Origin of the sequence: Paraburkholderia strydomiana (genome assembly GCF_046030495.1) — a bacterium.
In the GTDB taxonomy this organism is placed as follows: Bacteria; Pseudomonadota; Gammaproteobacteria; order Burkholderiales; family Burkholderiaceae; genus Paraburkholderia; species Paraburkholderia strydomiana_A.
Map to the genome: position 1 here is coordinate 26,095 of NZ_JAQQCJ010000036.1, position 17,888 is coordinate 43,982.

Sequence of the window (17,888 nt, forward strand, 5' to 3'; positions counted from 1 at the left end):
CGGATCAGGCCTTGACCGCGCCGGTCGTCAGACCGTCGATCAACCGGCGTGAAGTGAACGCGAACAGCATGAGCAGCGGGAGTACCGCAACCGCCGAGCCCGCCATCACCGCGCCCCAATCCGAATTGGTCGGGCTTTGCAGAATGCGCAGCGCGAGGGGCAGCGTGTACATCGACGGCGAGCGCAGCACGACGAGCGCCGACAGGAAGTTATTCCATGCCTGGATGAAGCTGATGAGCCCAAGCGTGCCCAATGCCGGTCCCAGGAGCGGCAGCACCACGCTCCAGTAAATGCGGAATTCGCCGCAACCGTCGATGCGCGCCGCCTCGATCAGCTCGGACGGAATCGCCGACGCAACGTACTGGCGCATCAGGAACACGCCGAGCGCGGCAGCCGCGCCGGGCACGTACAGCGCGCGAGGCTCGTTGATCCAGCCGAGCAGGTTCATCGTCATGAAGGTCGGAATCATGCCGAGGAACGGCGGCACCAGCATCGCCGTCAGCGCGACCGCGAACAGCGTCTTCTTGAAGCGGAACTCGTACATCGCGAACGCGTAGCCCGCCATCGACGTGACGAGCAGCGTCAGCAGCGTCTGCATCGTGGCTGTGTAGAAGCTCCAGCCGAGATTGCGCCAGAACGGGATGTGCCGCATCAGCGAGGCCATGTTGTCCAGAAACGCACTGCCGAACCACAACGGCGGCGGCATCGAAAAGATTTCTGAACTGGTGTGCGTCGCGAATACGAACATGAAATAGAACGGCGAGAACATCAGCAGCGCGCCCGTCAGCACGATTGCATAGCCGGTATAGCGAGCCTTGTTATTGGACAGTGGCGACAGTTTCATCGCTGGTTCTCCTCGTTCATGCCGCTGCGGTGAAAGATGCGCGTGTTGAGCCACATCAGCGCGGCGATGGTGATGAACAGCAGCCATGCAATCGAGCTCGCGGTGCCGAAATCGCCGTCGTGGAAAGCCGTGCGGTACATGTAGACGGCCGTGGTCAAGCCCGATTGGCTCGTGCCCATGCCTTCGTTCGGCAGCAGGATGAACGGCTCTTCGAACAGCTGCAGACCGCCGATGATGGACAGCGTCACCGCGAAGAAAATCATCGGCTTGATGAGAGGGATCGTGATGCGGGTGAATTGCTGCCAGCCGTTCGCGCCGTCGATCTTCGCGGCTTCGTACAGATCCTTTGGAATGGTTTGCAGCGCCGACAGATAAAGCACCGTATTCCAGCCGACATAACGCCAGAAAATCACCACCGACACCGCCGGCTTGACGCTAGCTGGCTTGTACAGCCATTCGATCGGATGAGCGGGCACGATCCAGTGCAGGCCCGGCAATTTGCCGATCTCGGCAATCGCGAGATTGATCATGCCGAAGTCCGTCGAGTACAGCGACGAGAAGATCAGTGCGATCGCCACGCTCGACGTGATGAACGGCAGGAAATACAGACCGACGACGAAATTGCGCCAGCGGCGAAACGCGGTCTGCAGGAAAAACGCGAGCGGCAGCGCAATCAGATGTTGCGGCAAGCCGGACATGATGGCCATCGACGCCGTGTTGTAGAGCGACTTCCAGTACCACGGGTCGGTCAGCGTGAAGGTGAAGTTCGACAGGCCCACCCACTTCATGCTGGCGAGTCCCGCCGTCGCGTCCCAACTCTGGAACGACAGATACAGCGAGAACAGCAGCGGAAAAGCGATGAACAACGCGAACAGCGCGAAAAAAGGAGTGAGAAACAGGTAAGGCGCGATCTTCACCGGATCAATCAGCGACTTCTTGCGCGGCGCGCTCAGCGGCAGGCGCACGTCGGCGATGCGCCCGTCAGGGGCGGCCGGTTCGGGGGTGGGCAGCGAAAGGCTCATCGGTAGTTCCGTCCATCCAGTCTGGCGAGGCCGGCGAACGACGCCGGCCACGCTATTGCAAACTTCAGCACGGCGCGCGCGGCGCCGCGCCGCTTCCTCAACGCCGGACGCGGTGTGCGATCTGGTCCTGCGCTTCCTTCAGTGCCGTGCCAATGTCTTCGTTGCCGTCGACGACCTTGTCGAGCGCCGAGTGCACCGCTTCTTCGGCCACCTGGTCATACTTGCTGCGCTGGATCGACGGAATATGCCCGGCCGCATCGCGCCAGATCAGACGCGCCTTTTCGTTGCCGAGGAACGCGACCGGCTCGGCGAAGAAGCCGTCGTTCTGCGCGGCGAGCAGTGCCGGGAAAGCGTCGATCGAACGGAACGATGCGAGCTGCGTGTCCTGGCGCGTCGTCAGGAACTTGATGAATTCCCACGACATCGGCTTCTGGGTCGCCTTCACCGGAATCGCGTAGAACGTGCCGCCGAACGACGCGTACGCGTTGTTCGGAAGATTGGCCGCGCGCCACAGGCCCTTCGTATCCGGCGCGATCCACGACGACAGGTGGCCGCCGAGCCACGCGCCCATCATCTGCGTGGCGACGGTGCCGCGCTTGAAGCTTTCGGCCCATTCGTTCGACCACGGCGTGATCTTCGCGTCGAGGCCCAGATCGCGCGCCTTCTTCGCGAGTTTGAATGCGTTGACGAAGCGCTCCGACGTGACGACCGGATTGCCGGCCTTGTCGAAGTACACGCCGTCGCCTTCCTTCAGGTCGGCGCGAATGTAGATGTCCTCGATATCACGCGACGATGCCATCAGGTACGCGCCGGTGGCCTTCTTGATCTTCTGCCCGGCGGCGAGATACGAGTCCCATGACTTGTTCAGATCAGCTTCGGTGACGCCGGCCTTCTCGAGGATGTCCTTGCGATAGAACAGCGTGCCCGGGCCGATATCGGCCGGCATGCCGACGATCGCGCCGTCCTGCGTGGTGGCCTGCGCGAACGTGTAGCGGATGAACTGGTTCTTGTACTGGCCCGCGTTGTAGGGTGCCTTCGACAGGTCTTCGAGGCCGCCGCCCGCCGCGAACCGGCCGATGAAGCCGACTTCGACCGCCATCACGTCGGGCAGATCGGAGCTGGTCGCGAGCGCGGTGGTCATCGCGTTGTGGTGGTCGGCGATCGCCAGCGACGACACCTTGATATCGACGTCCGGATGGAGCTTCTTCCATGCGGGCAGCGCGTCCTTGATCTCCTGATCCAGCTTCGGGAAGACCGCGACCGTCAACGTGGTGTTGGCTTGCGCGCCGACTGCCGCGAGGCTGAGCAGCACGGCGGCGGCAGGACCTGAAAAGCGAAATTTCATTACTCGTCTCCTTTTGAACCGTTTTGTTGATTGCGTTCGGTTGCTTATTGCTTCTTCTTTTTGCTTCGTTTGCTTCTTTGTGCTTGCTTGCGTTTTACCTGAGAATTGTTAGCGGTAACTTAAAAACCCGACAGTTTTGAAAGCGCTTTCATGACGTTGCAAAAAAAAATGCCCCTCGGGGTGCTGCAGCCTGATGGCTGCGAGATGTGCTAACTTCGCGCCGCTTTTCGCTTCGATGGAGGCGCGAGCCGGCAAGTGGTTTCCCGCGTCACGAGCGTGAGCGGAATCGGGTTCAGCGCAATGGGCTGCTTGCGGATCATCTGCACGATCCCCTGAGCCGCGAGGCGCCCGATTTCATAGGTGGGCTGGCGGACCGTCGTCAATGGCGGCGTCATATACGACGAGGTAGGCAAATCGTCGAAGCCGACCAGCGAGACGTCTTCCGGCACGCGCAGACCACGATGAAAAATCGTGAGCCGCGCGCCATAGGCGGTCTGGTCGTTCGCGCAGAAGACCGCACTGAACACGGGGCCGCGTGCGAACAATCGCGCCATCGCCGCCACGCCGCCCGTCTCCAGATAGTCGCCCTGTTCGACGAGTTCGGCGTCGAAGCCGATGCCCGCTTCTTCGAGCGCCATCCGGTAACCGTCGAGGCGCTCGATCGCATCCTCGTGATTGGACGGCCCAGCGATGAACGCGATCCTGCGATGGCCCTGCTCGATCAGATGACGGGTTGCGTCGCGCGCGCCCTGCACGTTGTCGAGCGGCAAGCTCGCGAGCGTCGCGCTGTTTTGCAGCGAACGTCCCAGCACGAGCAAGGGCGCATGCCTGGAGTATTCGTTGAGCGAGGGCTCGTCGAGTTGGGCATGCAACAGAATCATTCCGTCGACGCGGCGCGCGATGAATTGCTCGAGGCGCGCCATCTCGTCCTTGACGTTCCAGCGACTGCTGACGAAGAGCGCGGTGAAGCCCGTCTCCGACAGACCGTCTTCGATACCGCGCAGCCACTCCGCGTAAAACGGACTGGACACGGTTTGTGTGAGCACACCGATCGTGTCGGTCCTGCCGCTCGCGAGGCTGCGCGCCAGCACGTTCGGCCGGTAGTTGAATCTCGCGATAGCCTGCTCCACCGCCTTCTGCTTGGCCGGCAATACGCGCGCCGTGCCGTTCAGGATGCGCGACACCGTGCTGGGGGAAACGCCGGCTGCCCGCGCAATTTCCTCGAGTGTCACATTGGGTGGATTAGGGCTGTCGTCGATCATGTCCACAGCATACGATTTTTTGAAAGCGCTTTCAAACGTGAGTAAACCCTACCCGGTTGTGCATAAGCGCTGGGCGGGCGACCCAAAAAACAGCCAGTGCGACGAGGGTGGAGGATTGCGTCGCACCGGCCTCTCTAGTGAAGAGATATAAGCAGTACTTTAAAACCCGGAGATCACTACACTACGCACTACTCACTACTTGCCCGTTAAGGCAGGTCCAGCTTAGAACGTCGTCATGATGCCCGCGAACACGCCGGTCTGGCTCTGGCCGTAGTTCGGGTTGCTGTTGGACGACGTGTTGGTCGCCGCATCGAAGTTGTTGTTGCCGTACGGCCCGTTGCCCAGGTTCAGGTTCGACGTCGAGCTGTTGTGGACGTAGCCGGCTTCCGTGTAGAGGAAGGTGCGCTTGGACAGGGCGTACGTCGCGGCGAGCGTGAACAGCGTCGCGTTGCCGTTGCCGTTGTTCGCGTTCGCGTGGAACACCGCGCCCGTAATCGCCGTGGCATTGGTCACCTGCCACGCTGCGCCGACCCATTCGTGATTGACGCTGGTCGGTGCGCTCACGCCGATCGGCTGCGACGCGTCGCTCACGCCCATGCTCGAATTGGTTGCGTCGGGTGCGCTCAGATGCTGGTAGCCAGCGTACAGCTTCACCGGGCCGAAGACATACGTACCCCCCGCGAGGATGGAGCGCGAAGCCGAGTAGACGTTGTTGAACGAACCGTTCGCGCCGCGGACTTCGTCGTAAATCACGCGGAAGTCGCCGCTGCCGAACGTGTAGACACCTTCGACGGCGTTGGTGCGGCCCTGACCGGTCGGAACACCTTGCGCGTTATTCGGCGCCGAGTTCCAGCTCGTGTTGTTGGTCAGCGAATACTGTCCTTTGAGGACGAGGCCGCCAAGCAGCACCGGCGAGTTGTATTCCGCGCCGTTGTTGGCGCTTGCCCAGTTACGGCCGCGCACCAGCGTCGAGATGGCGTAGCGCTGCATCAGCTGTGGGTCCGTGCCCCAGCTGTCCTGCGACAGTTCGCCGGCGCCGAGGTTACCCATCTTGAACAGACCGAAACGGTCGTTGGTGAAGCCGACCGTGGCGTGGCGGCCGAACAGATTGCCTGCGGACGCGCCGGTCATCGTGTTCAGCTGGCCTTCCAACTGGAAGACCGCCTTGGTGCCGCCGCCCAGATCTTCGGCGCCTTCCAGGCCGAACCACGAGCAGCCCCAGTTACCGCTCTGAGCGGCCCATGCGTGACCACCCGGCAGGCCGGTCTCGTATTGAATACCGTTGTCGATACGGCCATACAGCGTGACGCTGCTCTGCGCGTGGGCCACCGTCGCAGCTGCCATCATGGACAAAGCAAGAACTTCTTTTTTCATTAGATATCCTATATACATTTTGGCGTCTCCAAGCCGCTCGGGATGTGCTGATTCACCGCACTCCCCGCTTTGCTGAAATGTCCGATACACATTTCGAGGCGATTATAGGTAGCGCCAATGCGCTGCGTATCGATCTTCCGTGTCAGGGAAAACGCTGTTGCACATAGCGGTTGCGCGCAATTCAATGACGAAGTAGCACGCGCTTCGTGACCATGACGCCGTGGTCATGTGCCTGGCAAATCCGTTTGAATCCATGCAACGAAAAGCCGCCAGAAGGACGTGCGCTGCCTGCCGGGCTGTTCGCGGGACGCCAGGAAACGTTCGAACACGCACGTGCGCCGATCTTGATGTTGTGCAAATGCAACGACGAACTGCGCGCCGCTTGCAGATTTCGAGGTACCGGTAACAAAAAATGTCGCCGTCACCCTCCTTCACACTCCCGGCAGTGACACGCGAGTCACCTGGCTGACGAACCTTCGAACCGCCGCTCTGGCCGCCGTCAGCAGGCCCCGGCTTTCGGGACTATGATCAACAGATACGACGCTGAGCCACGACTCGTGCTCCGTGTTGGCAGATCGCGAAGTGCGATCTCGTCGACGCATCCACGAGGGCTCGCCGCGCCATGCGGAAATCGCTCAATGGGTCTTCACGAGTGTGCTCCGGCGGCTTGGCGTCACGCCGTCAATCCAACGCCGCGTTCCCCACGATGAACGCGCAAGCTATTCGCCGGGCGAGAACAAAACCCCAAACGACCCGACAGACAAAACCCCTGATCGCGCCATCCATAGAGGCAGGCATGGTGCGCACGGGGATTTTTGTCATCGCCTTCCGCGGCCCCTCCCGTAGTGGACCGGAAGACCTGCTGCCGGAGTTCGCCGGCACAGTTGCCTCTCGTTAAGGAGCTATCGTGAAAATAGCCATTGCTTCCACTCTCGCATTGTTGATTTCCAGCGCTATCGCACCGGCGGTCCATGCCGAAGGCGATTCGTCGGCCGCCGACCGGCAACTCGCCCATAACGTTCGCGTCAGCTTTGCGCATAGCGGCGTCAGCCTGTCTCACGTATTCGTCTTTGCGCGATCGGGACAGGTCACACTGGTCGGATGGGTGCCCGAGGGCACGCAGGTCGCGCTGGCCGAGCAGAGCGCCCGCACCGTTGACGGCGTCACCTCGGTGAACAATCTGCTCTCGCGATCGGGGGGACGGTTGAATTGACGTTGAAATCAAACGATATCGCTGCGCGGACGACAAGCCAAACCGTCCGCGCGCTAAATAGTGGTCTGCTTCGGCAGCTTTGATCGCCCGGGAAATGGAACTGCGCTGGAACACCTGAACGACAGCGAGATCATGTCAGTGACTACACCAATCGCCCAACTTAAGCGGCAGCGCCCGCGGTGAGCACGGCGCCCGCAAGCGTTGCGCGGAACGTCAGTTCCTCGCGCGCAACGCCCGGCTCGACAGGACGGAGCCATCAAACGCGCACCGTCACCTCGCCCTCGCCCTCGCCCTCGCCCTCGCCCATCGGCAGTGTGATGCTTACGCCAGATTCCCCCGCCTGCATCGGCAAGCTGCCCGCATCCCGCACGCTATGCCGCCGACGTAGCACCAGACGCAACGGGGCTTGCACGCCTTCGTGCCGGACCCGCAGCATGTCGCCCTGACGGGTCACCCTCACATGCGTCACCGCCGTGCCGTCCAGATCGCGCAGGGTCACGGTGGCCGTTGCACCATCGCCCAGCTCGAACAGGTGCAGCTCGCTGCGTCTCGCGTAGTCGTAGTCGGGACGCTGATCCTCGGTGCCAAGCGCGAGCAGCGTATTGGGCCGCATGTAGAGCGGCAGGCTCGTGAAACCGTGCGACTCACGCATCCAGCGGCCGCCATCGAGTTGCTTGCCGCTGAATAGGTGCGTCCGGCGTCCCGCGGGCAGATAGAAGTCCACGTCGCCCTCGGCGTTGAACACCGGCGCCACCAGCAACGCATCGCCGAGCAGGTACTGGCGGTCGAGGTAATCGCAAGCGGGATCGTCGAGGAATTCCAGCAGCATCGCGCGCAGCATCGGCGTGCCATGATCGACCGCCTGTCTTGAAGCAATCCACCCCCATCTCCAGCAGGCGGCGCAAATGTCCCGCATACCAGCCGGCGGCGGCCGGATTGGTAAAGTCGACGATGCCCTGACCGGGCTGCCAGCGGTTCCACTGCCAGACGTCGCCGTTCGGCTTGCGCAGCAGGTAGCCCTTCGCCATGCCTTCGGCAAAGAGCGGCGACGGCGCGGCGGTAACGAGTGGCAATAAAGCCTGTACCGGTGACAACAAACTGTGGCCGACCTTCGAGTAACTTTGAAATTTATGCGTTATCGATGGGTTGCCACGCCGCTCTTCGCGCAGTGGCATGGCCGCGCGAGTTGTGACGTTACCCGCAACGGAAGCCAGCAATTTAGAGTGGTATGTTTGCACTCAATCCTCGTGATGCGGAGCGTCTCATGAATAGATTTGGAGAATTGACGGAACGCAGATTGACGCAGGCGCGTCGGCTGTTGGCAATCGCGCAAACCGGACTGCATTACGCGACGGAGGCATTCGACCGCGAACGCTACGAAGAGATACTACGCATTGCCCACGCCCAGCTAGCCGAACTCGCTAACATGCAAACAGAGGAGGTTGCGCAACTTTTTGCTCGCGAAGAAGGCTACGCCAATCCGAAGCTCGACGTCCGATGCGCGGTATTCACCGGCACTGGTGAAGTTCTGCTCGTGCGCGAAGCGGCCGATGGTCGCTGGTCCCTCCCTGGGGGATGGGCTGACGTCGGTGCCTCGCCGGCTGAGAACGCTGTACGTGAAGTTCGCGAGGAAAGCGGGTACGCCGTAACCATCAAGCGACTCCTCGCACTTTGGGACATGCCAAAACACGGGCACCCCCCATCTGTCTTTCACATCTGGAAACTTGTGTTCCTCGGAGAGATTGGCGCTTTGAGCGAGATTTCCGGCGTTGAAACGAACGCCGCCGGTTTCTTTCACATTGACGCACTGCCTCCGTTGTCGCTGGGTCGCATTTTGCCTCAACAGGTCCGGAAACTTTACCAACTCCAATGTAATGGGGGTGTGGAGTTTGACTGATTCAACTTTGCCACGATAGTTGGCGGCCGCTCGCGCCCACAACGGCGACATCGCATAATCTCTCCGAATGTGGATGCGATGTGTGTATCCTCCCAAGGTTGCCTCCTGGGGAAGCGCCTGTGAAATATCCACTGATTCTGGGATTCGGTATCGTCGCTATCGACGTCATCGTGTGGCGTTTCCGACTTCCTGCTCACGAGTTCTCGCGGCTCCTGATACGCCTTGCGCTTTTTTCCGTGCTGAGTTGGGTACTCTTTGGGTCCGGCCTGAGTCCATTCACACAAGCACCCGACCTGGGCGCGGTCGAACAGCACTGGTTAGGCCAGGTGCTGGAAATAATCTGGTGGTTGATGGCGGCGCGACTGCTCACCCTCTCCCTTGATACGCTGTTACTTCCAAGTGCGTGGCGACGGCAGCGGTTATTCTCGGATGTTTTCGGTGCTGTCGTATTTCTTGCCGCGATCGTGGCAGCTCTCGGTTTCGTGCTTGAGTTGCCGGTGCGTGGGCTCGTCGCCACATCGGGCGCCCTCGCCATCGTACTTGGCCTGGCAATCCAGAGCACACTCAGCGACGTCTTCGCAGGCATCGTGCTTAACACCACTGAACCTTACTCGGTTGGCGACTGGGTGATGATTGATGACGTTGAAGGCAAGGTGGTCGAGATGAACTGGCGCGCCACGCATTTGCTTACCGGTCAGGGAAACACGCTTATTGTTCCCAATGCTGTCGCCGCAAAGGCAAAGATTTCCAACAACAGCAGGCCGGCGAATGTTCATGGCCTGTCGCTGGTCCTGGAGATTGAGCCAGAGGCACGGCCTAAGACGGTGCTCGATGCCTTAGGCCAGGCGCTGACCGGTTGCAACGCTATCCTTGCCGCCCCTGCTCCCTCGGCCCGCATGAAGCGCACCACGCTGAACTCGGTGCAATACGAGGTGGTTGGATTCGTCGACGATATGAACAAAAAGCTCAGCGCATCCAACGAGCTTTTCGACCTCTGTTATCGACATCTCGCCGCATCGGGCGTGGCACTGCGTGCCTTGGGGATGCCTGCGCCAACCCCTACCGCGCATGACGCCAAGGAAGCACTTCTAAAACGGGTCAGCCTGTTCGAAAGCCTGACAGGCGATGAAGTCACACGGCTTGCAGCGCGGCTTTCGAGACACGAATACCAAGCCAATCAACAGATTCTGACGTCTGAAGCAGTCCCGGACAGTCTTTCAATTGTCCACTCCGGCGTCCTTGCCGTTACCTTTGCTGAATCGTCCGGCAGCCGTGAAATTGCTCGTATTGGGCCGGACGAAACATTTGGCGAAACCGGGCTACTCGCTGGACTTCCCATGCATGTTTCCATTGCGACTCTTACCCCTTGCGTGCTTTATCAGGTAAGCAAGGACGATATGACTTCGTTCCTGAAAGAGCATCCCCAGGTGGCGAAGCAGATGTGCCGATTGCTGGCCTATCGTCAGGATGCGATTGGCAAACTAATGACAGCTATTCCTGCAGCGAAGGACACCGACCATTCGGTCTTCCAGTGGCTCTTCGACAAAGTTCGGCAACTGCACTCGCTGCGCGACGATTCGTGAATTTCTTGCGGATGCAGACGCTTGTCGTGCTTCTCCCAATGCAGCAACTCGCACGATGACCAGGTCGTGGTGGTGCGACGCTTGCCACCACGTCTGTATTATTGCGGTCCAACTTCATGAATCTTTAATGCTTCGATACCCAGGAGGCAAAGCCGCAGAAGGGCTTGAATTCAGCGGGAGCAGTACAGCGCTCTCCGGGAGGGCCTTACCGCCAGGTCGCCTGCCCGGTGTTGGTGGGCATCAGTGCTACGGTTTTGGCCGTCCTCGAACCCATGGCTTGCTGAGTGCGTCATGTTTCAGGCGCGGGGTCGTCACTTTCGGTTTGGGCAGCGAACCCATCCTTCATGGCGTAGTCTTACTTGCCAACGGTGAAGTGTTTCACCCGAAATCAATCTGAATCAGGCCCCGATGCGCTCGACTTTCACCAAATGGTTGTTCATCGTCTACCTTCTCGGTAGCGGGACGCTGTATTCGATGGTCATACTGCTCCTGTTTCCTTTCGTCGGCAGGGCTGGACGATACTGGCTGGCAAAACAATGGTGCCGGGCACTGGTGATTGTGATGCGCGTGCTGCCGGGAGTCTCATGTACGGTTGATGGGCTCGAACATATTCCTGAAGGGCCAGCGATACTACTGTGCCGTCACGAATCGACCTGGGAAACTCTCGCATTTCTTGCACTTTTCCCACGGCGGATCAGTTTCGTTTTCAAGGAAGAGCTTCTTCGTATTCCCTTTTTTGGATGGGTGCTGCGCGGCCTCGATATGGTCAGTCTGAACCGCGGCTCCGCTCGACAAGCTCACCAGGCTGTCACGCAAGAAAGCGCTGAGCGACTGGCGAAGGGAGACGTCGTGGTCATTTTCCCGGAGGGCACCCGAGTGCCCCATGATGCGCCGTTAAGGATGACATCGGGAGGCGTGCGATTGGCTTGCGCGACAGGCGTACCTGCTGTCCCGGTGGTCCTCAACGCGGGCAAGGTCTGGCCGGCGAAAGGCTGGCCCAGCGGCCGTGGGCGAATTCGTGTAGTTGTTGGGCCGGCCTTCTCCCCTCGAGACCTGTCACAGCAGGAACTGGGGCGAGCCGTTCACGAGTGGATGAGAGAAGAACTGCAGCGGCTTTGATACGTCATAAACCGGAATGGATTTTGACGGTGCGCACGGTCGATAGCACACGACTTCTGTCAACTTGAATGGCGTCGACACCTGCGTGCGGGAGGCGTTCGCCCGCCGCACAAAGAAGTCGCCGAATCGTTCAGCCTCTATCCCGCGACCATCTCCCGATCCTGTAAGTGACGAGATGTAGTTAGGTACAGACTTTGTTTTTCGCTAGCGTGGGGCTATGCCACTAAAAATCATAGATTCAGCGTAAGCGTCTGGTCAGCGGCCCTGGGACGGGAACGGGATGGCGTCACTGTCGCGCTCACGCAGCGTCAGCGGCCACACGCATGGCTCGCGCGCTGCACCGTAGGCCGCGGCGAGGTCGGGAAATTGCGCGAGCAGCGCCTGCGCGAGGCGCTGCCCCAACGAATAGGCGTCGAGCATGAAGCCGGTCAGACGCGGTGCCAGGTATTCCGGCAGATCGCCCGCCAGCACGCCGCCCGAGATCGCGAGATCGCGTCCCGGTGTCTTGTCCAGTTCGTAAAGCTTGCGATAGGCGCCGATCGCCATGCAGTCGCTCTGGAACATGAGGGCGCCTGGCGGTTGCGCGAGTTGCAGCAACTGCTCCGTGATCAGATAGCCGCCACGCTCGGACAACTCGTTGCGCTGTATGTAGTCGGCGGGCACCTTCACCATGCCGCTTCATCGCTTTCTGCCGTGCGCGGCGATAGACATGCGCATGCATTGCGTCGTTATCGGGGACACCCAGCGCGATGCACCGATGCGCCGATGCCCGAGCGCCACGAGCCGCGCGACACCCGCGTCAGCCGCCGCTTCGAAATCGAGGTCGACCCACGCGTGCTCGCCGCCCGATTCGCTGCGGCCCAACGCAACGAACGGGAAATTGCGGCTCATCACGTAATCGAGCCGCTCGTCGTGCTGCCGCGTGCCGGCGAGGATCACGCCGTCGACGTGGCGCCGCTCGACAATGCGCCGCAAGCGGGCGAACTCGTCGTCCCATGACTCGCTCGCATACATGACGAGGTCCATGCCATGCTGGGCCAGCACCGATTGCAGTCCATCGGCCAGCGTCATGAAGACGCCGAGCGTGTATTTCTCTTCTTCGCGCCGCATCGGCAGCATCAGTCCGATGATGTCCAGGCGGCCCTTGCACAAACTCTCCGCCGACTTGCTCGGCGCGTAACCGTGGGCAAGCGCCGCGGCGCGCACGCGCTCGCGGGTCTCGGCGCTGACTTCGTCGCTGTCGTTCAATGCGCGCGAGATCGTGGAAACAGAAAGATTGAGCTCGCTGGCGAGCTGTCGAATGCCCATGCGCTGGTCTGGCCAAGGTTGTAATCCGGCGAAGCTTATTAAACTGACGCCGCGCTGCCCTACGAGTTTGTAGGCACCGCGAAGGTTCGGCGTGCCGATGACGATGAAGCGTCGCGCGGTTGCTGCGCGCCGTGTCGGCTGCGCCGGATCAGTCAGGTTAACCCCGCATAGCGAGGGTCCGTGCCGCTACTTAACATCGCCGAGAACAAGATGAAGCCGGGCACGATCGGTGTCGGCGAGGGCAAGTACAACTTCGCGCCGGCCGACGAGATCATCGCATTCGCCCAAGCCCACGGCATCGCGGTGCGCGGGCACACGCTCGTTTGGCACTTCAGGAGCGGCGACTGGAAAGAAGCGCCGGACTGGTTCTTTGCCGGCGACCCCAACGACCCGCATCAGGTCTATCGCGAAGACAGTCCGTGGTATCGCGCGCTCGACAAGGACTACATTGCGATCGCGTTCCGTGCGGCGCGGGCGGCCGATCCGAACGTCAAGCTCTATATCAACGACTACAACACCGACGATGCAGGCAAGCGCGCGAAACTGCTCTCCGTGATTCGCGAGTTACGCGCCGAGGGCGTGCCGATCGACGGCGTCGGGCATCAGATGCACATCAGCGTCAACTGGCCGCCACTGCCGAACATCAAGCAGGCTGTCGACGACGTCGCCGCGCTCGGACTCGAGAACCAGGTGACGGAGCTCGACGTGAGCCTCTATACCGACTCTGGCGAATGCTGGAGCAACCCGCATGCGTGCCTGCCCGACCTCGGCCGTCCGGTGCCGAACGACGTGATGCGCGCCCAGGCTCAGCGCTATCGTGCCGTGTTCGACCTGTTCGAACAGGAGTCGAGCATCAAGGCGGTGACGCTGTGGGGTTATACCGACAAGCACACGTGGCTGACGTCGACGCCAGTGCCGCGCAACAATCTGCCGCTGCTGTTCGCGGCCAACCTGCAGCCGAAAGCGGCGTTCTGGACGATCGTCGATCCGTCCTATCAGCCGTAACTTTCGCGTGATTCAAGAGACTGCGATGAGCGGGCGCAGTCTCTCGTCGATCGTCGACTACAGCGGCATCGGCTTGTCACGGCTCATAAGACCCGACCTCGTTGAGTTCCGGCAGCTCGTCAGCCGTTGCGTCCGGCTGCCCCGCGGCGGTTTCGTGAGAGCGCTCGGGCGACTTGACCACGGGATTCGGCAGCTTGCCGATGCCCTCGTCGATGCGCTCCAGCAGATACGGGAAGAACGGATTCGATGCGATCCGGAACATGGAGTCGAGCGTCAGAATCAACGTACCGCGTTCGCCGCGTGGGGCGAGCGTGCCCAGATTTTCGTTGAAATTTTCCTCGTCGTTCGGCGCGATGCCATAGAGCGCGTCCGTCACCGGGAACGGAATCGCGACGTGCGACAACGAAAAAATATCCTGCGGATACTCGATGTCCAAAGGCGTGACATGGGTCTCCACCTGGCCCGCATCGACACTGCGCGCGACGGTGTGGCTCGAGTCCGGCGATGCGTTCGCGATGACCGTGGTGCGATAGTTTTGCGGGCCGGTGCGCAGCAATCGTGAGAGCGCGGTATAGGACGCCACGCGCAGAAAGGTTCTGAATCTCACGCTGCGGTTCACGTCGAACAGCACGACTTCACTGCCGTTCTCGGGAAGCTGATCGTAAAGCGACGACATGACCGCAGGCGTGCTGACGGTGAAATCGGTCACGGACTGGAAGGTCAACACCGGCGGCAAGGCAACCAGCCTGTTCTCACGATGCAGCCGGTTGATCTGATCCTGAATCGTACTCGTGAGCAGATAGGATTGGCGCGCGCCGTTGACCGGGAATGAATTGTATTTGAATGGATTGAATTCCGGCACGATGCCGAGCCAGGCGGCCCGCGCGAATGCCGGGAATACCGCAGGCAAGCCGGCCAGGCCGGCAAAGCGGGCATAGCGGGTCACACCGATCATCGGCGAGATCAGCACGACACGCGTCGGACGCGAGAGCGCAGGATTCTCGATGGAGTCGAGCGCATATTGCAGCGCCAGCGCGCCGCCGTTCGAGAAGCCGACCAATTCCAGCGGCTTGTCCGGACCGATACGCCGGCGCGCTTCACGCACCGCGAGCCGCGTCGCGGCGGCCCATTCACGCCATTCGACGCGCGTCAGCCCGGCCGGCACCGTACCATGTCCCGGCAGACGGATGCCGATTGCGACAAAGCCCCGGTCCCGGTAGCGGCGCGCGATATGGCGCAAGCTGAAAGGCGAATCCGTCAGGCCATGCAGCATCACCACGGCCCCCACGGGCGGCCCAGACGGTTCGAGGATGTACGAGCGGTTCCAGTTCTCCGCGAACTGCTCTGGATAGATCGGCGAGCCTTTGTAATAGCGGTTCGACGGCACGCGCTCGGCTGGCTTCAGTTTCTCGACGACATTGACGCGCACGTCGTTAAAAATCCGCGCCTCCGCCTTCATGTAGGCATTCCAGTCGCCGGCGTCCATTTCCTCGATCGTCATTTCGCGCGGCACATAGGTATGCCAGACCGACAGGTCCGGAGCACGCTGTGCGTACCATGCGCGCATCCCTAGCGCGGCGATGATCAGCAGAACCAGAATCAATGCACTTATCTTTATTACCTTCAGCGACGTGCGTAGCATTCGTGCTCTCTTAGTGAGGATTGCACACTCTCGCAGACAGGCGTCTGCGCCGTGTGCTCATGCCGCCACCTCGACGGCGTTCAGGGGCTCGGGCGCGGGGCCTCGGCTCGCGGTTGTCCATCGTCCGATCATACGCGCTGGCCGGGCCTTGCAACGGCCTGCAAGGCGAAGGCCGTTCATCGAGCCGACGGAGCGAGGCTATTAAAGAGCGCCGTCATGGTTTTCCCAGTTTGGCTGCGATCACGGCGCGCGTTCGTTGCCTGTTCCCGCCTGGATATCCTAAGGTTTTTTATCCATCCGTTCAAACTCTTGTGTCGATCGGTGAATCGCTTCGGCGCTCGCCATGACCATTTGACATTTGCCCAGGAGGCCATGAAGTGCGATGGACTGGGCTACGAAGGGCGCAGGCGCCGCAATGGGCGGTGCTCGAAAGATGAATGGGGTGATCGGTGGCGCCGCACCTTGAATGCGAAACGCGACGTGAACACAATGGAAGGCTTTCACATTGCTTCGGCTTGCGGCAACTCGCCGGCGACGCGCAGAATCGGATTGCTGTTTGTAATGCGGCAGTAGGCACTCAGGCCCATGCCGTTAGATGGCCGGACGACTCGACAGCCGAACCGCCCGGCGTGATGCAAAGCGCGTCGACGCGCACTACGAACGCTGACGGGGCGTGGCGCACTGACCACTCCGCGTCCCGTCCGTCCTGGCGTCTTACTGTCGCCCGCCCCTGATATTGCCAGCCACCCCACCCGCCGCACCGCCAATGAGCGCGCCGGTCCATGCGTCGCCGCCCGAGATCGCCGCAATGCCCGCGCCGCCGGCCGCGCCGATCGCCGCGCCGCTCATCGTTCCCTGTTGTTGCGCGCTCATGTCCGTACATCCGACCACGGCCGCGAAAACGCCAATGCTCATGATCCATCCAAGTCGTTTCATGATCGTCTTCCTCATTGGTTTTTCTTCAGGCCGGGCATGACCATTTCAAACCACAGGGTCTCAATCACCGGGTGCTGGATTCTCGTCGGATTCGCGGCGTACCAGTTGTCGAGCCCCTGGCGCACGCTATCGAGAGTTTGACCTTGCATGCCTTTGGCGAAGCGCGGCGCGATATCGTTGCTATGGGCGGCCGTATTGCCGGCGTAGGCGCGCTCGATTTCAAGCACATTGGCGACGCCGACGAGATACGCCTTCTTGGCCTCCGGCGACGACGCGACCCATTGCTCGCCCGTCACAATCGGAATGCTTTCTGCGCGGGCGGCATTGCCCATCAGGACGAACGACAGACAACCCAGAGATAACAGCGTTCGCCATTGTGGTTTAGTTGCCATCACGTACTCCATGGAAGTTATGTTCTCCAGCAGCTTGCTGCCGACCGTCTCCGGCGGCGTCGATCGAATTGTGTCGAGAAATGGTCTGGGGGCTGTTTGGGTCTCCTTTTCAGACTCGACTTACGCAGTGAAGGCATCCGCTCCGGCGTTACCGGAGAGCTATTCCAACGATGCGCAGAATGACAGATGTCTACCCGGATCACTGGAATTGATTGCGGATACGACCGGTCGGCCGGCACAGTCAGCCAACCTGAACAACCGGCTCGATATAGAGTCTAGGGCCGTTTTCTATAATTTCCAAGCTCATTTCCACGCGGTCGAAACCACAGGGAACGATGATTGCCGCGCGTCGCAATGCAATACAATGGACCCGAAAGAAAGCGGCGCCGGTCACCGGGGGAAAAGAAACTGTCATTCGGCCATAGCGCGTTGAATTCAGTTCCAGTAGTAGTGCAAGCCGCTGATGACAGAAAATCTGTAAAGCTGCAAGAACTCCGATTGCGGGTTGCCGACATTCCATTGGCCGAATGCAAACAACTCGGCGGATGGACTCAATTTGTAGGTCAGTGACAATGCCAGATTTCCTCCATATGGCGTATCGAATGCCTGGATATAGCTCAGTGTCACATCGAGTCTATTGAACAGCTCCGTGCGGCCCCGCTGTACCAATACATAACGTTGTCCGAGCAAACTCTGCTGCGCCTGCCCCAACAAACCGGCGGCCGCCGCATCGCCCATAGCAAGTGCGGTGTTGCCGGAGCGGATCGCGTTCTGATACGCACGCCTCTCGCCGCTCGCGGCTCGTGTAGCCGTCGCCGTTATAGAGCAGTTCCAGCGTCTGGGTCCATCGGGACAGCAGCGTGTAGCTTGCGCCCAGCAGCGCACTCACGCGCCATGTGCCGTCGTGTGTCTGATTCTGCGAGAGCGTCCAGCCGGCCGACGCCGT

The 17,888-nt window shown here is 60.8% G+C and carries 17 protein-coding genes and 1 pseudogene; 5 read left to right on the forward strand and 13 right to left on the reverse strand.

The window, feature by feature from the left end; translation table 11 throughout:
- Nucleotides 1-4: 4 nt before the first annotated feature.
- The 5 genes from PQQ53_RS32085 to PQQ53_RS32105 form a co-directional block, all read right to left on the reverse strand.
- Nucleotides 5-844: a carbohydrate ABC transporter permease gene (locus tag PQQ53_RS32085; RefSeq protein WP_408148927.1), complete on the reverse strand. Its 840-nt coding sequence runs from the start codon at nt 842-844 to the stop codon at nt 5-7.
- Nucleotides 841-1,866: a carbohydrate ABC transporter permease gene (locus tag PQQ53_RS32090; RefSeq protein ID WP_408148925.1), complete on the reverse strand. Its 1,026-nt coding sequence runs from the start codon at nt 1,864-1,866 to the stop codon at nt 841-843. The genes PQQ53_RS32085 and PQQ53_RS32090 overlap by 4 nt, the downstream gene beginning before the upstream one ends.
- Nucleotides 1,867-1,963: 97 nt before the next feature.
- The gene (locus PQQ53_RS32095) at nt 1,964-3,211 is read right to left on the reverse strand and encodes an ABC transporter substrate-binding protein (RefSeq protein WP_408156394.1); all 1,248 of its coding nucleotides are present in this window, start codon (nt 3,209-3,211) and stop codon (nt 1,964-1,966) included.
- A 209-nt stretch (nt 3,212-3,420) separates the two neighbouring features.
- Entirely contained in the window at nt 3,421-4,473 is a 1,053-nt protein-coding gene (locus tag PQQ53_RS32100; RefSeq protein WP_408148921.1) for a LacI family DNA-binding transcriptional regulator, read from the reverse strand.
- 222 nt (nt 4,474-4,695) lie between these two features.
- The gene (locus PQQ53_RS32105) at nt 4,696-5,847 is read right to left on the reverse strand and encodes a porin (protein ID WP_408148919.1); all 1,152 of its coding nucleotides are present in this window, start codon (nt 5,845-5,847) and stop codon (nt 4,696-4,698) included.
- 907 nt (nt 5,848-6,754) lie between these two features.
- Between PQQ53_RS32105 and PQQ53_RS32110 the strand changes: the two genes are divergently transcribed.
- Entirely contained in the window at nt 6,755-7,060 is a 306-nt protein-coding gene (locus tag PQQ53_RS32110) for a BON domain-containing protein (RefSeq protein WP_408148917.1), read from the forward strand.
- A 256-nt stretch (nt 7,061-7,316) separates the two neighbouring features.
- On the opposite strand, the gene PQQ53_RS32115 is transcribed toward PQQ53_RS32110, so the two are convergent.
- A complete protein-coding gene (locus PQQ53_RS32115) occupies nt 7,317-7,901 on the reverse strand; it encodes a glycoside hydrolase family 31 family protein (protein WP_408328623.1) in 585 nt (194 codons plus the stop codon).
- Nucleotides 7,902-7,935: 34 nt separating this feature from the next.
- A pseudogene (locus PQQ53_RS32120) lies at nt 7,936-8,235 on the reverse strand (TIM-barrel domain-containing protein); the annotation flags it as partial.
- Between the two features lie 89 nt (nt 8,236-8,324).
- Between PQQ53_RS32120 and PQQ53_RS32125 the strand changes: the two are divergent.
- The 3 genes from PQQ53_RS32125 (at nt 8,325) to PQQ53_RS32135 (ending at nt 11,659) form a co-directional block, all read left to right on the forward strand.
- Nucleotides 8,325-8,957 (forward strand): NUDIX hydrolase, encoded by a 633-nt coding sequence (locus PQQ53_RS32125; protein WP_408148915.1) that lies wholly within the window; start codon nt 8,325-8,327, stop codon nt 8,955-8,957.
- Nucleotides 8,958-9,076: 119 nt separating this feature from the next.
- Nucleotides 9,077-10,540 (forward strand): mechanosensitive ion channel domain-containing protein, encoded by a 1,464-nt coding sequence (locus PQQ53_RS32130; protein WP_408156398.1) that lies wholly within the window; start codon nt 9,077-9,079, stop codon nt 10,538-10,540.
- A 408-nt stretch (nt 10,541-10,948) separates the two neighbouring features.
- Nucleotides 10,949-11,659 (forward strand): lysophospholipid acyltransferase family protein, encoded by a 711-nt coding sequence (locus PQQ53_RS32135; protein WP_408148911.1) that lies wholly within the window; start codon nt 10,949-10,951, stop codon nt 11,657-11,659.
- A gap of 255 nt (nt 11,660-11,914) precedes the next feature.
- Here the strand turns inward: PQQ53_RS32135 and PQQ53_RS32140 are convergent, their stop codons facing one another.
- Both PQQ53_RS32140 and PQQ53_RS32145 read right to left on the reverse strand, forming a co-directional pair.
- Nucleotides 11,915-12,331, reverse strand: a complete 417-nt coding sequence (locus tag PQQ53_RS32140; protein ID WP_408156400.1) for a substrate-binding domain-containing protein — start codon at nt 12,329-12,331, stop codon at nt 11,915-11,917.
- 6 nt (nt 12,332-12,337) lie between these two features.
- Nucleotides 12,338-12,967: a LacI family DNA-binding transcriptional regulator gene (locus PQQ53_RS32145; RefSeq protein WP_408156402.1), complete on the reverse strand. Its 630-nt coding sequence runs from the start codon at nt 12,965-12,967 to the stop codon at nt 12,338-12,340.
- 180 nt (nt 12,968-13,147) lie between these two features.
- Between PQQ53_RS32145 and PQQ53_RS32150 the strand changes: the two genes are divergently transcribed.
- Nucleotides 13,148-13,972: an endo-1,4-beta-xylanase gene (locus PQQ53_RS32150; RefSeq protein WP_408156404.1), complete on the forward strand. Its 825-nt coding sequence runs from the start codon at nt 13,148-13,150 to the stop codon at nt 13,970-13,972.
- Nucleotides 13,973-14,048: 76 nt separating this feature from the next.
- Here PQQ53_RS32150 and PQQ53_RS32155 read toward each other — a convergent pair whose 3' ends face one another.
- The 4 genes from PQQ53_RS32155 to PQQ53_RS32170 form a co-directional block, all read right to left on the reverse strand.
- On the reverse strand, nt 14,049-15,614 hold the full coding sequence (locus tag PQQ53_RS32155; RefSeq protein WP_408148903.1) for an alpha/beta hydrolase: 1,566 nt from the start codon (nt 15,612-15,614) through the stop codon (nt 14,049-14,051).
- 714 nt (nt 15,615-16,328) lie between these two features.
- The gene (locus PQQ53_RS32160; RefSeq protein WP_408148901.1) at nt 16,329-16,550 is read right to left on the reverse strand and encodes a YMGG-like glycine zipper-containing protein; all 222 of its coding nucleotides are present in this window, start codon (nt 16,548-16,550) and stop codon (nt 16,329-16,331) included.
- 11 nt (nt 16,551-16,561) lie between these two features.
- On the reverse strand, nt 16,562-16,942 hold the full coding sequence (locus tag PQQ53_RS32165) for a hypothetical protein (RefSeq protein WP_408148967.1): 381 nt from the start codon (nt 16,940-16,942) through the stop codon (nt 16,562-16,564).
- Between the two features lie 435 nt (nt 16,943-17,377).
- Nucleotides 17,378-17,680, reverse strand: a complete 303-nt coding sequence (locus PQQ53_RS32170; protein ID WP_408148899.1) for a hypothetical protein — start codon at nt 17,678-17,680, stop codon at nt 17,378-17,380.
- Nucleotides 17,681-17,888 lie beyond the last annotated feature (208 nt).